At 73.8% G+C, this 16,992-nt stretch carries 7 protein-coding genes; 6 read left to right on the top strand and 1 reads right to left on the bottom strand.

The genetic code is table 11. The features are described from left to right. Nucleotides 1-251: 251 nt before the first annotated feature. Nucleotides 252-11,111: a type I polyketide synthase gene (locus AB0M83_RS10425; RefSeq protein WP_364515385.1), complete on the top strand. Its 10,860-nt coding sequence runs from the start codon at nucleotides 252-254 to the stop codon at nucleotides 11,109-11,111. A 6-nt stretch (nucleotides 11,112-11,117) separates the two neighbouring features. Here the strand turns inward: AB0M83_RS10425 and AB0M83_RS10420 are convergent, their stop codons facing one another. After that, nucleotides 11,118-11,843, bottom strand: a complete 726-nt coding sequence (locus AB0M83_RS10420) for a TetR/AcrR family transcriptional regulator (protein ID WP_364515382.1) — start codon at nucleotides 11,841-11,843, stop codon at nucleotides 11,118-11,120. Between the two features lie 76 nt (nucleotides 11,844-11,919). Between AB0M83_RS10420 and AB0M83_RS10415 the strand changes: the two genes are divergently transcribed. The 5 genes from AB0M83_RS10415 (at nucleotide 11,920) to AB0M83_RS10395 (ending at nucleotide 16,973) form a co-directional block, all read left to right on the top strand. Further along, nucleotides 11,920-12,378, top strand: a complete 459-nt coding sequence (locus tag AB0M83_RS10415) for a hypothetical protein (RefSeq protein ID WP_364515380.1) — start codon at nucleotides 11,920-11,922, stop codon at nucleotides 12,376-12,378. 85 nt (nucleotides 12,379-12,463) lie between these two features. Then, nucleotides 12,464-12,700, top strand: coding sequence for a hypothetical protein (locus tag AB0M83_RS10410; protein ID WP_364515377.1), 237 nt, complete (start codon nucleotides 12,464-12,466; stop codon nucleotides 12,698-12,700). Between the two features lie 5 nt (nucleotides 12,701-12,705). Further along, a complete protein-coding gene (locus AB0M83_RS10405) occupies nucleotides 12,706-13,464 on the top strand; it encodes an ABC transporter ATP-binding protein (protein ID WP_364515373.1) in 759 nt (252 codons plus the stop codon). Continuing rightward, nucleotides 13,461-16,016: an ABC transporter permease gene (locus AB0M83_RS10400; RefSeq protein ID WP_364515370.1), complete on the top strand. Its 2,556-nt coding sequence runs from the start codon at nucleotides 13,461-13,463 to the stop codon at nucleotides 16,014-16,016. Before AB0M83_RS10405 ends, AB0M83_RS10400 begins: the two co-directional genes overlap by 4 nt. A gap of 111 nt (nucleotides 16,017-16,127) precedes the next feature. Continuing rightward, nucleotides 16,128-16,973: a nucleotide disphospho-sugar-binding domain-containing protein gene (locus tag AB0M83_RS10395; protein WP_364515367.1), complete on the top strand. Its 846-nt coding sequence runs from the start codon at nucleotides 16,128-16,130 to the stop codon at nucleotides 16,971-16,973. Nucleotides 16,974-16,992: the final 19 nt, after the last annotated feature.

Here is a 16,992-nt window from a genome sequence, read left to right as displayed (position 1 = left end):
ACGGCCGTCACGAGCAACGGAAGTGTCTTCCGGAAATCTGACATCCGCCGGTCGCGACCGACAACCCCTAAAGACCGTCTAAAGCGGACCTTGGCGGGGCCGCGGGACGGCGGCTAGGGGCGCGGTTCCCGCGTCATCCGGGGCCATTAGGGGTGGGGGTGCCCGCGGCGCGCTCGTATCGTCAGCCGTATTGCTGTGGGGGCGCGCGATCCCCCTTTCCAGCGCAGGCGACGTGGAAGGAAAGAGGACTCGTGGGCAACTCCGAAGACAAGCTGGTCGGTGCGCTCCGTGCCTCCCTCAAGGAGAGCGAACGGCTGCGCGAGAAGAACCGGCGGCTGACCGAAGCCGCGCGGGAACCGATCGCGATCATCGGCATGGCCTGCCGGTTCCCGGGTGGCGCCACGACCCCGGAAGAGCTCTGGCGGCTGCTGGACGGCGGCGTCGACGCGATCGGCGAGTTCCCCGCGAACCGCGGCTGGGACCTGGACCGGCTCTACGACCCGTCCGGGGAGCGCCCGGGCTCCAGCTACGTCCGCGAAGGCGGTTTCCTCCACGACGCCCTGGACTTCGACGCCGACCTCTTCGGCATCAGCCCGCGCGAGGCCCTGCTCATGGACCCGCAGCAACGGCTCCTGCTGGAAACCTCGTGGGAGGCCTTCGAACGCGCGGGTATCGCGCCGCACTCGGTGAAGGGCAGCGCCACCGGTGTCTTCGCCGGCACGATGTACCACAACTACCAGGGCAGCTACGGCTCTTCCGGCGTCATCTCCGGCCGGCTCGCCTACACCTTCGGCCTGGAAGGGCCCGCGGTCACCATCGACACGGCGTGCTCGTCGTCGCTCGTCGCGTTGCACATGGCCGTGCAGGCCCTGCGTTCCGGCGAATGCTCACTCGCGTTAGCGGGCGGCGTTTCGGTGATGTCGACGCCGCGCACCTTCGTCGAGTTCAGCCTCGACGGCACGCTCGCCCGCAGTGCCCGCTGCCGCGCCTTCGCCGACTCCGCCGACGGCACCGGCTGGTCCGAGGGCTGCGGGATGCTGCTGGTGGAAAAGCTGTCCGACGCCCGCCGCAACGGCCACCCGGTGCTCGCGATCGTGCGCGGCACCGCGATCAACCAGGACGGCGCGTCCAACGGCATGACCGCGCCCAACGGTCCCGCCCAGCAACGCGTCATCCGCCAGGCACTCGCCAACGCCCGCGTCAGCGCGGACGAGGTCGACGTCGTCGAGGCGCACGGCACCGCCACCAAGCTCGGCGACCCGATCGAGGCCGGCGCGCTGCTCGCCACCTACGGCCAGGAGCGCACTTCGCCGCTGTGGCTGGGTTCGGTGAAGTCCAACCTCGGCCACACTCAGGCCGCGTCCGGCGTCGCCGGCGTGCTGAAGATCGTGCTCGCGTTGAACAACGAGGTGCTGCCGCAGACCCTGCACGTCGACCAGCCGACCCGGCAGGTCGACTGGAGCGCCGGGCAGGTCGAGCTGCTCACCGAACGACGGCCGTGGGAGCGCAACGGCCACCCGCGCCGCGGTGCCGTCTCCTGCTTCGGCCTGAGCGGTACCAACGCCCACGTCATCCTCGAAGAAGCCCCGGACCCCGACGACGCCGTCGAGGAGACGCCGCGCGACGACGCCGCGATCCCGTTCGTGCTGTCCGGACGGACGCCGCAGGCGCTGCGGGCGCAGGCGGTGCGGCTGCTCGCGGACCTCGAGGGGAACCCCGCCGGGCCGCTCGACGTCGCCGCGACGCTGGCCGCCGGGCGCACGCACCTCGACCACCGCGCCGCCGTCGTGGCCCGCGACCGCGACGAGCTGATCGCCGCGCTGCGCGGGTTCGCCGACGGCGAGCCCGGCGCGCTGACCGGCGTCGCCCGCGGCGAGACGAACACCGCCTTCTTGTTCTCCGGCCAGGGTTCCCAGCGCCCCGGCATGGGCGCGGTACTCGGCGCGAAGTACCCGGCGTTCGCCCAGGCGTACGCCGAAACCTGCGCCGAACTGGACAAGCACCTGGACCACCCGATTCGCGAAGTGATCGACACCGACGCGGAAGCCTTGTCGCAGACGGGGAACACCCAAGCCGCCCTGTTCGCCTTCGAAGTCGCGCTGTTCCGGCTCGTCGCGTCGTGGGGCCTGGTCCCGGACGCGGTGTGCGGCCACTCCATCGGCGAGCTGGCCGCCGCGCACTGCGCCGGCGTGCTTTCCCTCGCCGACGCGGCGAAGCTCGTCGCCGCCCGCGGCCGGCTGATGCAGGCGCTGCCGACCGGGGGCGCGATGGTCGCCGTCGAGGGCACGGCCGAGGAGGTCGCCGCCTACGATCCCCAAGGGACCGTCGACATCGCCGCCGTCAACGGCCCGCGATCCGTCGTCATCTCCGGCGCCGAAGACGCGGTGATCGCGATCGGTGACCGGTTCGTCGACGCGGGACGCCGGACGACGCGGCTGAAGGTTTCGCACGCGTTCCACTCGCGGCTGATGGAGCCGATGCTCGCCGAATTCCGCGCTGTGGCCAAGAGTCTCACCTACGCGCAGCCCGAGCTGACGGTCGTCTCGAGCGTCACCGGCGGCGAGGTCTCCGCCGAGCTGACCGACCCCGAGTACTGGGTCACCAACGTCCGGCAGCCGGTCCGGTTCGCCGACGCCGTGCGCGCGCTGACGGCCGAGGGCGTCAACCGGTTCCTGGAGCTGGGCCCGGACGCGCCGCTGACCGCCGCCGTCCCGCAGTCGGCCGACACCGCGGTCGCCGTCGCGGCGCAGCGCCGGGAGGTCCCGGAGGACGTCGCGCTGGCCACCGCGCTCGCGACGCTGCACGTCCGTGGCGTCGTGCCCGGCTGGGCCGCGCACTTCGCCTCCCGCGGCGCGGGCCGCGCGGACCTGCCGACCTACGCCTTCCAGCACCAGCGGTACTGGCTGGAGGTGTCGAACGAATCCGGCGACGTCTCCTCGATCGGCCTCGACCCGGTCGACCACCCCCTGCTCGGTGCGGCCACGCTGCTGGCCGACGCCGACGGCGTGCTGCTGTCCGGCCGGATCTCCGCCGCCACCCACCCGTGGCTCAACGACCACGTCGTCGGCGGCGCGATCCTGTTGCCCGGCACGGCTTTCGTCGAGCTGGCCGTCCGCGCCGGCGACGAAGCCGGCTGCGGCCGCGTCCGCGACCTGACCCTGCACGCGCCGCTGGTGCTGCCCGCGAAGGGCGCCGCGCGGATCCAGGTGCGGATCGGCAAGCCCGCCGCCGATGGCTCCCGCCCGATCAGTGTCCACTCGCGACCGGACGACCTCGCCGCGGCCGCCGGCTGGACCCGGCACGCCGACGGCACCCTCGCGCCCGCCACGGCCGCCGCCGCGTTCGACCTGAGCGCGTGGCCGCCCGCCGGCGCCGAGGTCGTCGACCTCGACGGCATGTACGAGCTGCTGGCCGAGGCCGGCATGGCCTACGGCCCCGTCTTCCGGGGCCTGCGCGCGGCTTGGCGGTCCGGCGACGACATCTTCGCCGAAGTCGCCCTGCCCGAGCAGGACCGGCTCGGCGCCGAAGCGTTCGGCCTGCACCCCGCGGTTTTCGACGCGTCGCTGCACGCCGTGGGCTTGAGCAGCGCCGCGGGGGAGGGCACCACACTGCCGTACTCCTGGTCCGACGTCGAGCTGCTGGCCGCGGGCGCCGCTTCGCTGCGGGTGCACGTCCACCCGACCGGGCCGCAGACGGTCGAGCTGCGCCTGGCCGACTCGGCCGGCGCACCCGTCGCCCGCGTCGGGCAGCTAGGGCTGCGCCGGATCAGCGAGGAACAGCTCGCCGCGGCCCGCGCGAAGCCCGGCGGCGCCGACTCCCTCTACCGCGTCGACTGGGTTCCGGCGACGCTGCCGGAGGCGGCCGAAGCAGACTTCACGGTGTACGAGGTCAAGCCCGGCACGACCGCCGCCGCGGCGAAGAAGGCCGTCCACAGTGCACTGGCCGAACTCCAGGCGTGGTCGTCCGGCCTGCTGGTCGTCGTCACCCCCGCCGATCTGGCCGGGGCCGCCGTCGCCGGGCTCGTCCGCTCGGCCCAGGTCGAGAACCCGGGCCGGATCGTGCTGGTCGAGGGCACCGCGACGGCGGAGCAGCTCGCCGCGATCGCCGTCGCCGACGAGACTTCCGTGCGCGTCTCCGATGACCAGGTGACCGTGCCGCGGCTGACCCGCGCGACGCCCGAAGCCGGGGAGACGCCGGACTGGGGCACGGTTCTCGTCACCGGTGGCACCGGCGCGCTGGGCAAGCTCGTCGCGAAGCACCTCGTGCGGCAGCACGGCGTCAAGGACCTCGTGCTCGTCAGCCGTCGCGGCCCGGAAGCCGAGGGCGCGGCTGAGCTCGTCGCCGAACTGGCGGAGCTGGGTGCCGAGGCGACCGTCGTGGCCGCCGACCTCTCCCACCGGGCGAAAGTCCGCGCGCTGCTGAAGAAGTACCCGGTGAACTCGGTCGTCCACGCGGCCGGCGTGCTCGACGACGGCGTCCTCGCCTCGATGACGCCCGAGCGCGTCGACGGCGTCTTCGACCCGAAGGCCCTGGCCGCCTGGCACCTGCACGAGCTGGCCGGCGACCTCACCGCGTTCGTCACGTTCTCCTCGGCCGCCGGCGTGCTCGGCGCGCCGGGCCAGGCCAACTACGCCGCCGCCAACGCCTTCCTCGACGCGCTCACCGCGGTCCGCCGGGCCGAAGGCAAGCCGGCGCACTCGCTGGCGTGGGGCATGTGGGAGTCGGCGGCCGGCATGGCCGGCGAGACCCACGGCAAGCGCGGCCTCGGCGCCTTCGGCGTTGAAGAGGGCCTGGCGCTGTTCGACGCCGCGGTCGGCGCGGCCGGCGACCTGTACGTCCCGATCAAGCTCGACCTGCCCGCCTTGCGCGACGCGGGTGGCGGCGTCCCGGACCTGCTGCGCGGCCTCGTCCCGGCGTCCCGGCGGACGGTGTCCGGCCGTGAGGCGGGCGCGGACTCGCTGCTGGGCAAGCTGATCCGGCTGCCCGCGGAGAAGCGCCTCGACCACCTGCTCGAGCTGGTGGTCCAGCACTCGGCCGCGGTGCTCGGTCACGGCTCGGCCGACCTGGTCGACGCCGACCGCGCGTTCAAGGACCTCGGGTTCGACTCGCTGACCGCGGTCGAGCTGCGCAACGCGCTCAACGAGGCCACCGGCCTGAGCCTGACCGCGACGCTCGTCTTCGACTACCCGACCGCGGGCGACCTCGCGGCGCACCTGCACGAATCGCTGCTGGGCGAGCTCGGCGACGCGGGGGAGACCCCGGAGACCGCCGTCGTCGCGAGCACCGACGAGCCGATCGCGATCGTCGGCATGGCCTGCCGGTTCCCCGGCGGCGTCACGACCCCGGACGAACTGTGGGACCTGGTCGTGGCCGGCCGCGACGGCACTTCGCGGTTCCCGGAAGACCGCTCGTGGGACCTCGGCTACTGGCTCGGCATGGCGGCGGCCTCGGGCAAGGAGCCCAACGGCGGGTTCGTCACCGGCGCCACCGACTTCGACGCCGGCTTCTTCGGCATCAGCCCGAACGAAGCCGTGATGATGGACCCGCAGCAGCGGATGCTCCTCGAAGCGTGCTGGGAAGCGTGCGAGTCCGCGGGCATCGACCCGTTGTCGCTCAAGGGCACCGACACCGGCGTGTTCGCCGGTGTGATGCAGTCCGACTACGACCCGGGCCCGCTCGGCACGGTCGAGCACAACGGCCTCTTCCGCGGCTCCGGCGCGCTCGGCAGCGTCGTGTCCGGCCGGGTCGCCTACACCTACGGGCTGGAAGGCCCCGCGGTCTCGATCGACACCGCCTGCTCGTCGTCGCTCGTGGCGCTGCACCTGGCGGTCCAGGCGCTGCGGCAGGGTGACTGCTCCCTGGCCCTGGCCGGCGGCGTCGCCGCGCTGGTCTCGCCGGAACCGTTCGTGCACTTCGACAACAGCGGCACCGCCACCGACGGCCGGACGAAGGCCTACTCGGCGGCGGCCGACGGCGTGGGCTGGGCCGAAGGCGTCGGCCTGCTCGTGGTCGAGCGGCTGTCGGACGCCCGGCGCAACGGGCACGAGGTCCTCGCCGTGGTCCGCTCCAGCGCGGTGAACTCCGACGGCGCGTCCAACGGCCTCACCGCCCCGAACGGCCCGTCGCAGGAGCGCGTGATCAAGCGCGCGCTCAAGCTCGCGGGCCTGACGACGTCCGAAGTGGACGCCGTCGAGGGCCACGGCACCGGCACCACGCTGGGCGACCCGATCGAGGCCAACGCCCTGCTCGCCACCTACGGCCGCGACCGGTCCGCGGACGAGCCGCTGTGGCTGGGCTCGGTCAAGTCGAACATCGGGCACGCTCAGGCCGCGGCCGGCGTCGCCGGGGTGATCAAGATGATCCTCGCGATGCGCCACGGCGAGCTGCCGATGACCCGCCACGGCGACGACCCGTCGCCGCACGTCGACTGGTCCGCGGGCGCCGTGCGGCTGCTCGCCGAGACGATCCCGTGGCCCGACCGGGGACACCCGCGCCGCGCCGGCGTGTCGGCCTTCGGCTACAGCGGCACGAACGCGCACGTGATCCTGGAGCAGGCGCCGCCGTCCGAAGCGGCCGAGCCGGTGCGTGCCGCGGGTGAGCGTCCCGCCGTGCTCCCGCCGTGGCTGCTGACCGCGCGCACGCCGGAAGCCCTGCCGCTGCAGGCCGCCGCGCTGCTGACCCACCTTGCCGGGAACCCCGAGCTGGACCCCCTGGACGTGGGCTTCTCCCTCGCTGTGCGCGAGCCGGTGCTGCCCTACCGCGCCGCGGTGGCCGGGGACGACCGTGAAGAGCTCATCGCCGGGCTCACCGCGCTGGCCGGCGGGGAGGACTCCCCGGCCGTCGTGCGGGCGACCGCCCGCGGCGGCAAGACGGCATTCCTGTTCCCCGGCCAGGGCACCCAGCGGCCCGGCATGGGCCGCGAGCTGTGCGCCGCGTTCGGCGTCTTCGAGCACGCTTTCACGCAGACGAGCACGCTCTTCGACGGCCACCTCGGCCGGTCGCTGCGGCAGGTGATGTTCGCCGAGGAGGGCTCGGCCGACGCGCAGCTGCTCGACCGGACGGCGTTCACCCAGGCCGCGCTCTTCACCATGCAGGTCGCGCTCTACCGCCTGGTCGAGTCGTGGGGCCTGCGTCCGGACGTGCTGATGGGGCACTCCGTCGGCGAGATCGCCGCGGCCCACGTGGCCGGGGTGCTTTCGCTGAAGGACGCGGTGAAGCTCGTCGCCCACCGCGGCCAGCTCATGCAGGAGCTTTCCGGCGGTGCCGTCGTCGCGGTCGAAGCCGTCGAGGACGAGGTGACGCCGCTGCTCACCGCCGCCTGCGGGATCGCGGCGATCAACGGCCCCGCGTCCCTGGTCGTCTCCGGTGCGGAGACCGACGTCCTCGCGATCGCCGAGCACTTCACGGCGCTCGGCCGGCGCACCAAGCGGCTGGCGATCAGCCAGGCGATCCACTCACCGCTGCTCGACGAGATCCTGGACGAGCTGCGCGAGATCGCCGAAGAACTGACCTACGAGCCCGCCCGGATCCCGGTCGTGTCCACAGTGGACGGCGCGGCGGTGGAGCCGGAACGCTGGGCCGACCCGGAGTACTGGGTGGCCAACTGCCGGCAGTCCGTCCGGTTCCTCGACGGCGTCCGTGCCCTCGAAGCCGCCGGCGTCAGCCGGTACGTCGAACTCGGCACCGACGGCACCCTCGCGGCGATGACCCAGGGCTGCCTGGCCGGGGACCCGCGCGACGCCGTGGTGATCCCGCTGCGGGCCAAGACCCAGGCGGAGGTCCGGGGCGCGCAGCTGGCCGCCGGCCGGTTCTTCGCCCACGGCATCGGCTTGGCCGGCGCGAAGCTGTTCCGCGGCGCTGAGCGCGTCGCGCTGCCGCCGTACGCCTTCAACCGCAGCCGTTACTGGCCGGACGTCGACATGGAAGCCCTGCACGCCACCGGCGACCTCGCCGCGACCGGGCTGGACTCCACCGAACACCCGCTGGTCTCCGCGGCGCTCGCGGTGGCGGGCTCGACGCAGGTGGTGCTGACCGGGCAGATCTCGGTGCACACGCACCCGTGGCTGGCCGATCACACCGTCGGCGGCACGATCATCTTCCCGGGCGCGGGTTTCGTGGAGCTGGCCGTGCGGGCCGGCGACGAAGCCGGCTGCCCGCGGCTCGACGAGCTGACCCTGGAAGCACCGCTGGTGCTGCCGGAGCTGGGCAAGGTGCGGCTGCAGGTCGTCGTCGACGAGCCGGACGCGGCCGGCCACCGCGCGGTTTCCGTGTATTCGCAGACCGACACCGACGAACCCTGGGTCCGGCACGCGGCGGGCCGGCTGGCACCTGGTACTGGTGCGGAGCCGGCCGAGCTCACGGCGTGGCCGCCCGCCGGTGCCGAGCCGCTGAACCTCGACGGGCTGTACGAGGGATTCGCCGCCGCCGGGCTCGGCTACGGGCCCGCGTTCCAGGGCCTGACCGCGGCTTGGAGCCGAGACGGCGAGGTGTTCGCGGAGGTCGTCCCGACCGAAACCGGCACCGCCGGGTTCGGGCTGCACCCGGCCGTCCTCGACGCCGCGCTGCACGCGATCGGCCTCTGCGACACGGTCACGGTCGCGGGCGGGCTGCCGTTCGCGTGGACGGGGGTCGAGCTGCACGCGGCGGGGGCGTCCCGGCTGCGGGTGCGGGTCGTCCCGCTCGGCGCCGACTCCGTGTCGCTCGAGCTGGCGGACCAGACGGGCCGGGCGGTCGCTTCGGTCGGCTCGCTCGTGCTGCGGGCCGGAGCGACGGGCGCCTCGGTGGTCCGGCCGCCCAAGTCGCTCCACGGCTGGGCGTGGCAGCCGGTCCCGGTGCCTGCCGGTCCGGTTTCCGACGTCGAAATCCTGGACCTGCCCCCTGCGGACTCGGTGGCGGAAACCCTGGCCCGGGTGCTCGACCGGGTGCGGGACCGGCTGACCGGGTCGCGGGCCACGATGGTCGTGGTCACCCGCGGCGCGGTCGCGCTCGACGGCGAGGACGTCACCGACCTGGCCGGCGCCGCGGTGTGGGGCCTGATCCGCTCCGCGCAGTCGGAAAACCCGGGCCGGTTCGTGCTCGCCGACATCGACGACCACGCCGGTTCGGCGGTCCTGCTGCCGCGGCTCGCGGCCGCCGGGGAACCGCAGCTCGTCGTCCGCGGCGGCGTCGCGTACGGCGGGCGGCTGACGCGCCTCGCGCCCTCGGCCGACACGCCCGCGACGACGTTCGACGCCGACGGCACCACCCTCGTCACCGGGGCCACCGGCGCGCTCGGCGCTCAGCTGGTGCGGCACCTGGTCACCGAACACGGCGTCCGGAACCTGCTGCTCGTCAGCCGCCGGGGTGCGGCACCCGGCCAGGTCGAGGACCTGACCGACCTGGGCGCCGCCGTCACGGTCGCCGCCTGCGACGCCGCCGATGCCGACGCGCTGGCAGGCGTGCTGGCCGCGATCCCGGCCGAGCACCCGCTGACCGCGGTGGTGCACCTGGCCGCGGTCGTGGACGACGCGACGATCCCGTCGCTGACCCCCGACCGGCTGGCCGCGGTGCTGCGGCCGAAGGTCGACGCCGCGCTCAACCTCCACCGGCTGACGTCGAACCTCGGTGCCTTCGTGCTCTTCTCGTCCGTCGCCGGTCTGCTGGGCAACGCCGGCCAGGGCGCTTACGCCGCCGCCAACAGCTTCCTGGACGGGCTGGCCGCGCACCGTCGCGCTCAGGGCGTTCCCGCGCAGTCCCTCGCGTGGGGGCTGTGGGACGCCACGGCGTCGCTGTCCGAGGCCGACCGGGCGCGGATGGCGCGCACCGGCTTGTCGCCACTATCCACTGAGGAGGGTCTGGCGCTGTTCGATGCGGCGTCGGCCCGGCCGGAGGCGCTGCTGGTGCCGATGAAGGTCGACACTGCCGCGGATTCCGGCGACGTGCCGCCGGTGTTCCGGGCGCTGGTCCCGCCCACGCGGCGGACGGCGTCGCGGGCCGAGGGCGGTCCCACGCTGAAGGAGCGCCTGGCCGGGCTCGAACCGCTGCGGCGGGAGCGGGCCGTGCTCGACCTGGTCCTGGACCGGACCGCGGGCCTGCTCGGCTACTCCGGGGGCAGCGCGATCGAGCCGCAGCGGCACTTCCTCGAGTCCGGTTTGGACTCGCTGACGGCCGTCGAGCTGCGCAACGGGCTCAACGAGGACACCGGGCTGCGGCTGCCGCCGACCGTCGTCTTCGACCACCAGACCCCGGCGGGGCTGGCCGCGCACCTGCTGTCCGAACTGGACGGTTCCGGGCCGGTCCCCGAACCGGCCCGGGAACCGGACGCGCTGGCGGACGTGTTCGCCGACGCGGTGCGGGCCGGGCGGGTCGAGGACGGGCTGAGCATGCTGGCCGCGGTGGCGAACCTCCGTCCGGCGTTCACCTCCTCCGCCGACATCGACGGCCTGCCGGCCCCGGTGCGGCTCAAGGAGGGCACCGCCGGAGCGCAGGTGTTCTGCTTCAGCACGCCGGTCGCGACCGGCGGCGTCTACCAGTACGCGAAGCTGGCCGCCGGGTTCGACGACGGCCGGGAGCTCCACGCCGTGCCGATGCCCGGGTTCCTGCCGGGGGAGGCGCTGCCGTCGTCCCCGGAGGCGATCGTCGAGGTGCTGGCGGAGAGCCTGCGCAAGTCCGCCGGCGACCGGCCGTTCGCGCTGCTGGGGTACTCCTCGGCGGGGATCCTGGTGCACGCGGTGGCGGAGTGCCTGGAGCATGCCGGAACCCCGGCGGCGGGCATCGTGCTCCTGGACACGTACGTGATCAACGGCGACGACGCGATCGGCGACGGCGCGGCGGATCTCGCGAAGGGCATGCTGGCGAACGAGTCCCAGTACGGCTCGTTCGACCGGGCGAAGCTGACGGCGATGGCCCGGTACATGGACCTGCTGCCCAGCATCGCGATCGGCGGTATCGCGACCCCGTCACTCCTGGTCCGGGCGGGCGAGCCGTTCGACGCGGAGGCCCGCAACTGGCAGACGACGTGGTCGCACGCCGACGACGTGAAGATCGCGCGGGGGCACCACTTCACGCTGATCGACACGGACGCGCCCACGACGGCCGCCGCGGTGGCCGAGTGGCTCGCGGCCCTGGACTGACCGGGGTCAGTAGATGCTCGCCATCCCGGCCACGCCGGCCAGCACGGGCTCGAGCCCCGCGGTCAGGAACGCTTCCCGGTCCTCCGCGGTGACCGGGTACCGGCCGTCGGACACGAGGGCCGCCAGCTCCACCGCGTCGTGCCGGGCCAGGTTGGGTGCGAGATGATCCCGCACGGCCGACGCCTCCGCCGGGGTCGCCGGGGTGGCCAGGCGGACCGCCGCGGCGGTCGCGAACCCCGTCACCATCGTTTCGCAGCCGAGCAGGTGCTCACCGCGGACGCCCGCGGCCGCGCACGCACGCAGGAGGAGCTCCGTCCACGCCAGGCGGTTCGGGGTCACCGGGTCGCCGCGCATCGGCAGGTCCAGCAGCCAGGGCCGGCTCAGCAGCCGGTCGAGCACCGCCCGCGTCCACGCGCGGACGTCGGCGCGCCAGTCGCCCGAGGACGCGAGCCCCGGGGGCGGCGGGCCCCAGCCCGCGTCGGCGAGCAGGACCGTCAGCTCCTCCTTGGAGCTGACGTAGCGGTACAGCGCGTTGGTCGTCACGCCCACCTCGTGGGCGATGTTCGGGAGCGAGGCGTTGGCGACGCCGTCGGCGTCGGCGAGGCCCACGGCCGCCGCGACGATCTGCGCCACCGAGTGCGACGGCTTGGGCCCGCGGCGCGGCGGCGGCGTGCCGCCCCAGGCCAGTGTCATCCCGGGGGGCAGCTCCGGTGTGGTGTCCCTGTCCAGCATGGTGCGTCTTCCCTGGCGAGTGCTCCGGCAGTAAACTGTGAGAGTCTTACACTGATTTGGGCGGAGGGCGAGCGACGTGAGCGAGAACAGGCCGGTGGCCACGGCCGTCGGCCGGCTCCTGTGGCCGGAGCGTACGCGGGTCACCGAGCTGGATCGCAAGCTCGCCGTCACGCGGATCGAGCACGACCGGGCCGAGGGCCGGTGCCCGGACGCCGAGGTCAGGCTGGCCCGCGTCCGGCTGGCGACCACGCACGCGGCGCTGGACAGCGCCGTCGCCGGGCGGTCCGAATCCGCGGTGCCGCCGATCCTGGAGGCCGCCCCGCGGGTCGGGCTGGCGGTCTGGGTCGTGGTCAGCCTGGTCAACGTCGCGGTCTACCTGACCCTGGGGTGGGCCAGCGGCCAGTGGGACGGGCCGTGGGTGCTGTGGCCGGTGCTCGGCGGCGGCCTGCTCGTGCTCGGCCTGTGGTCCACGCGGGAGCGGGACCGCCGGATGCGCGTCGGCGACGGTCAGGCCGGAACCCGATCCCGGTCGTAGGGGTCCGGGTTCCCCTCGGAGCTCCGGTGGGCTAAACTGTGCAACCCATACACAGTTTTGTTCGTACCTGAGATCGGGGGCCGACATGGCCGAGACGACAGACGGTTCCACGGCCGGGGGGCGCACGGCACTGAAAGTGGTCACGATCGTGTGGCTCGCCGCCACCGGCATTCACCTGCTGATCTGGCTGATCATGTGCTTCGCGACGCTCAGCCTGCACTCGCCGTTCTTCATCTGGCCGCTGATCGGCGGCGCGCTCATCGTGGTGCCGTGGCACTTCGCGACGCGCAACCGCCCGAGTGAGCGGATCGCGCGGGGATGACGACCATGACGACCACCGGGTCGCCCGTCCGGCTGGACTCGGTGAAGAAGACCTACGGGCGCGGCGAGAGCGGTGTGGTCGCGCTCGCCGGGGTCAGCGTGGAGTTCCCCGCCGGCAGCTTCACCGCGGTGATGGGGCCGTCGGGGTCCGGCAAGAGCACCCTGCTGCACTGCGCCGCCGGGCTCGACCGGCCCGACCAGGGCAGCGTCACGCTCGTCGGCGTCGACCTCAAGGGCCGCAACGAAACCCAGCTGACCGAACTGCGCCGCGAGCACGTGGCGTTCGTGTTCCAGTCGTTCAACCTGATGCCCGCGCTCAACGTCGAGGAGAACATCACCCTCCCGATGCTGCTGGCGGGCAAGGAACCGGACCGGGCATGGATCGCCCAGGTCGTCGAGCGGGTCGGCCTGTCGCAGCGGGTCGGGCACCGGCCCGGCGAGCTGTCCGGTGGCCAGCAGCAGCGCGTGGCGATCGCCCGCGCGCTCGCCGGCCGCTCGGCGGTGACCTTCGCCGACGAGCCGACCGGTGCGCTCGACACGACCACCGCGCTCGAGGTGCTCGGGCTGCTGCGCGAGCTCGCCGACGCCGGTCAGACGATCGTCATGGTGACCCACGACCCGGTCGCCGCGTCGTTCGCCGACGAGGTGCTCTTCCTGGTGGACGGGCAGATCGTGACGAAGATGGCCGCCCCGGCCGTCGAAATGGTGGCGGCGGAGCTGGCGCGTCTCGGTGCCCAGGCCAAGCAGGCGAGGGGGCGGCAGTGAGCCCGCGGCGGGTGGTCCTGCGGATGGCGCTGGCCAGCCTGCGGTTCCGCGCGGCCGCCTCGCTGGCGACGTTCGTCGCGGTCCTGGTCGGCTGCTCGCTGCTCATCGCGTGCGGTGGCCTGTTCGAAACCGCGCTGTCGCTCGACGCCCAGCCGCAGCGGCTGGCCGCCGCGCCGGTCGTGGTGACCGGATCGGCCGGGTTCAAGCTGCCGGACGAGGAGTCGCAGGTCGTTCCCTACGGGGAGCGCTCGGGCATCCCGGCGGGGCAGCTCGCCCAGCTCGCGTCCGTACCGGGTGTGCGGCAGGTCGTGCCGGACACCACCTTCGCCGCGGTCGTGGTCGGCGCGTCCGGACCGCAGAGCGCCGACGCCCCGCTCGCCGGGCACGGCTGGGACTCGGCCGCGCTCGCGCCTTACTCCCTTGTGGACGGTACGCAGCCGCGTACCACGGGCCAGGTCGTGCTCGACGAAGCTTCGGCCCAGGCCGCGGGAGTCCGCACCGGGGGGCAGGTCGGCATCGCCGTGAACGGCGCGCCGCCGCGGGACTTCGTCGTCGCCGGCGTCGCGCACGCCGACACGACCGGGCCCGCCCTGTTCTTCTCGGCCGCGGAAGCCCAGCAGTTCTCGGTGCACCCCGGCACGGTCGACCTGGCCGGCATCTTCCCGGCGGACGGCGTCGACGCCGGTGAGCTCGCCGCCCGGATCGCCGAGCAGGTGCCCGGGCTGAACGTGCTGACCGGCGCGGACCGCGGGTCCGCCGAGTTCCCCGGCATCGACGGCGCCCAGCTGCCGCTGATCCTGCTCGCCGGCGTGTTCGGCGGGATGGTCCTGGTGGTCATGGCGCTGGTGGTGTCGGCGACGATCAGCCTCACGGTGCGGCAGCGCCAGCAGGAGCTCGCGCTGCTGCGGGCGACCGGCGCGACCCCGCGTCAGGTGCACCGGATGGTGCTCGCCGAGACGATGGTGGTGGCGGCTTTCGGCGCCCTCGTCGGACTCGTCGGCGGCCGCTTCATCGGCGCGGAGATCTTCAGTTTCACCACGGGCAACGGGATGCTCCCGCCCCAGCTGGAGTTCCAGCAGGGGATCATCGCCTTCGGCGGCGGTCTCGTGCTTTCGCTCGGCATCTCGTTCGCCGCCGCGTGGTTCGCCGCGCTGCCGGCGGCGCGGGCCCGGCCGCTGCAGGCGCTCGCCGAGGCGTCCATCCCGCCCGCGAAGGTGAACGACGTGCGCCGCTTCGGCGCGAAGGTGTTCGCCGGGGTCACCGTGCTGCTGGCGGTGGCGACCCTGTTCATGCCGGTGGACATCGCGTCGGCCGTGTGCGGTCCCGCCGTGCTCACCGGCTCGATCGCCGTCGCGCTGATCGGCCCGGAGCTGATGGCGTTCGTCGCCACCCGCTTCGGCCCGCTGATCCGGCGGGTCGGCGGCCGCGACGCGGTGCTCGCGGTGATCAACTCGCGGACGCGGGCGGTGGCGTTCGCCGCCGTGCTGACGCCGATCACGCTGGCCACCGCGGTCGCACTCGGCAACGTGTACGCCGAAACCACGCAGCAGCACGCCATCATCGGCGCCTACGCCGACCAGCTGCGGGCCGACGCGGTGGTGACCAGCGGCACGGGTGCGGTCTCGCCGGCGCTGGCCGACGCCGTCCGGCAGGCGCCGGGCGTCGGGTCGGTGTCGCCGCTGGTGACCAGCCAGGGCTGGATCGAAGAGCCCTACGACGGCAACGGCAGCGACCCGGGCCGGCTGCTCGGCCTCGACGTCCGCGACGCGAACGGAGTGCTGGCGACGCCGGTGACGTCCGGCTCGCTGGGGGAGCTCACCGGGGAAACGGTGGCGCTGCCCGAGGGCATCGCGGACGACCTGGACCTGAAGCTCGGCGACCGGATCACCATGCGGCTCGGTGACGGCGCCCAGGTCAAGGTGAAGATCGTCGCGCTGCTGGACAGCCCCTCGGGCTACCCCAGCATCGTGCTGCCGGCCGCGCTGCTCGCCCCGCACACGACGTCGGGCGTGGCGAACCGGCTGCTCGTCCGCGGGGCGGACGGACAGGACGCGGCCGCGGTCGTCTCGGCGGTCACTTCGGCGACCGCGAACTGGGCCGGGGCCACCGTCGGGGACTCCGACGCGGTCACGGAGAGCTTCGCGGCCAGTGCCGACATCGAGGCGATGATCCACTACCTGCTGGCCGTGCTCGCGATCGCGTACGCCGCGATCGCGGCGGTGAACACGCTCGCCGTGGCGGTGCTTTCGCGGCGTCGCGAGTTCGGCGTGCAGCGGCTCGCGGGAGCGCGGCGCGGGCAGGTGCGGTCGATGCTGATGATCGAGGGCGGCATCCTGGCCGTGCTCGGCCTGGTGCTCGGGACCGGGATCTCGCTGTTCACGGTGATCCCGATGGCGCTCTCGTCCGGCACCATCGTGCCGGTCGGCCCGCTGTGGGTGTTCCTCGCGGTCATCGCCGCGGTGTTCCTGATCGTCTGGCCGGTGACGGCGCTTTCCGCGCGGCTCGCGATGCGGCGCAGCCCGATCGAAGCGGTCACGTTGCCGGGGCAATAGGACCGGGGCACCAGGGATTTGTAGGGGTTAGCGGGCCGGCCCGGTGCGGATAGTGTCGAATTCGACCATCCGCACCGGGCCGGCCCGGTTTCCTTTTCTGGAGTGGATCCCATGCGCGTACTCCTGGCCGCTCCGCCGTCGCCCGCGCGGCTGCACAACCTGGTGCCGCTGGCGTGGGCGCTGCGGACCGCCGGTCACGACGTGAAGATCGCCGGGCAGGCGTCGTTCGTCGGCGAGATCCTGCGCACCGGCTGCGTCGCCGTCGACCTCGGCACCGCAGACACCGAATCCGCGGCACTGGCGGAGTTCGCCGACCTGTGGCGGCCCGACGTCGTGGTCTCCGGCGCGCAGGCACCGGTGGTCGACGCCGGCACGGTCCGGCTGCTGGGCCCGCTCGACGAGTCCGGCCCGGCGGACTTCGACACCGTTCCGCCGTCGCTGCGGGACTCCTCGGCCGCCCGTCCGGTCCGGCACGTGCCCTACTTCGGCCCGGTCGTGGTACCGGAATGGTTGCGCCGCAAGCCAAGGCGCAGCCGGGTACTGCTGTCGCTCACCGACGCGACCCTGGCCGGACCGGTGTTCGACGCCGTCGCCGCGGTGGACGCCGAAGTGCTCTGGGCGACCGATGCGGCGGGGATCCCGGCCGGCGTCACGATGCCGCCCAACGTGAGGCTGGTCGACACGGCACCCCCGGCGGCGCTCCTGCCGACCTGCAGTGCGCTCGTCCACGACGGTGACGCGTCCCTCGCCCTCGCGGCGGCGACCCACGGCGTGCCGCAGCTTTCCCTGACGGAGACGGTGATCGGCGCTCGCATCGCGACGGCCGGAGCCGGGTATGTGGGCTCGGCCGACGGCATAGCGGAGCTGGCTTCGCTGAGTGGCGCGGCGAACGCGCTGCGGGACGAAATCGCCGCCCTGCCCGCGCCGCGCGAACTGGTCGCCGCCCTGACCCGCTGATTGTGGGGCTGTTAGGGGT

The organism is Amycolatopsis sp. NPDC051106, assembly GCF_040682775.1.
Taxonomy (GTDB): domain Bacteria; phylum Actinomycetota; class Actinomycetes; order Mycobacteriales; family Pseudonocardiaceae; genus Amycolatopsis.
This window is presented reverse-complemented; position numbering and strand designations above follow the sequence as displayed.

Coding starts and splice junctions, on each gene's coding strand:
- AB0M83_RS10420 (WP_364515382.1), bottom strand. CDS start 11,843: ATGCTGGACAGGGACACCACACCGGAGCTGCCCCCCGGGATGACACTG.
- AB0M83_RS10410 (WP_364515377.1), top strand. CDS start 12,464: ATGGCCGAGACGACAGACGGTTCCACGGCCGGGGGGCGCACGGCACTG.
- AB0M83_RS10405 (WP_364515373.1), top strand. CDS start 12,706: ATGACGACCACCGGGTCGCCCGTCCGGCTGGACTCGGTGAAGAAGACC.
- AB0M83_RS10395 (WP_364515367.1), top strand. CDS start 16,128: ATGCGCGTACTCCTGGCCGCTCCGCCGTCGCCCGCGCGGCTGCACAAC.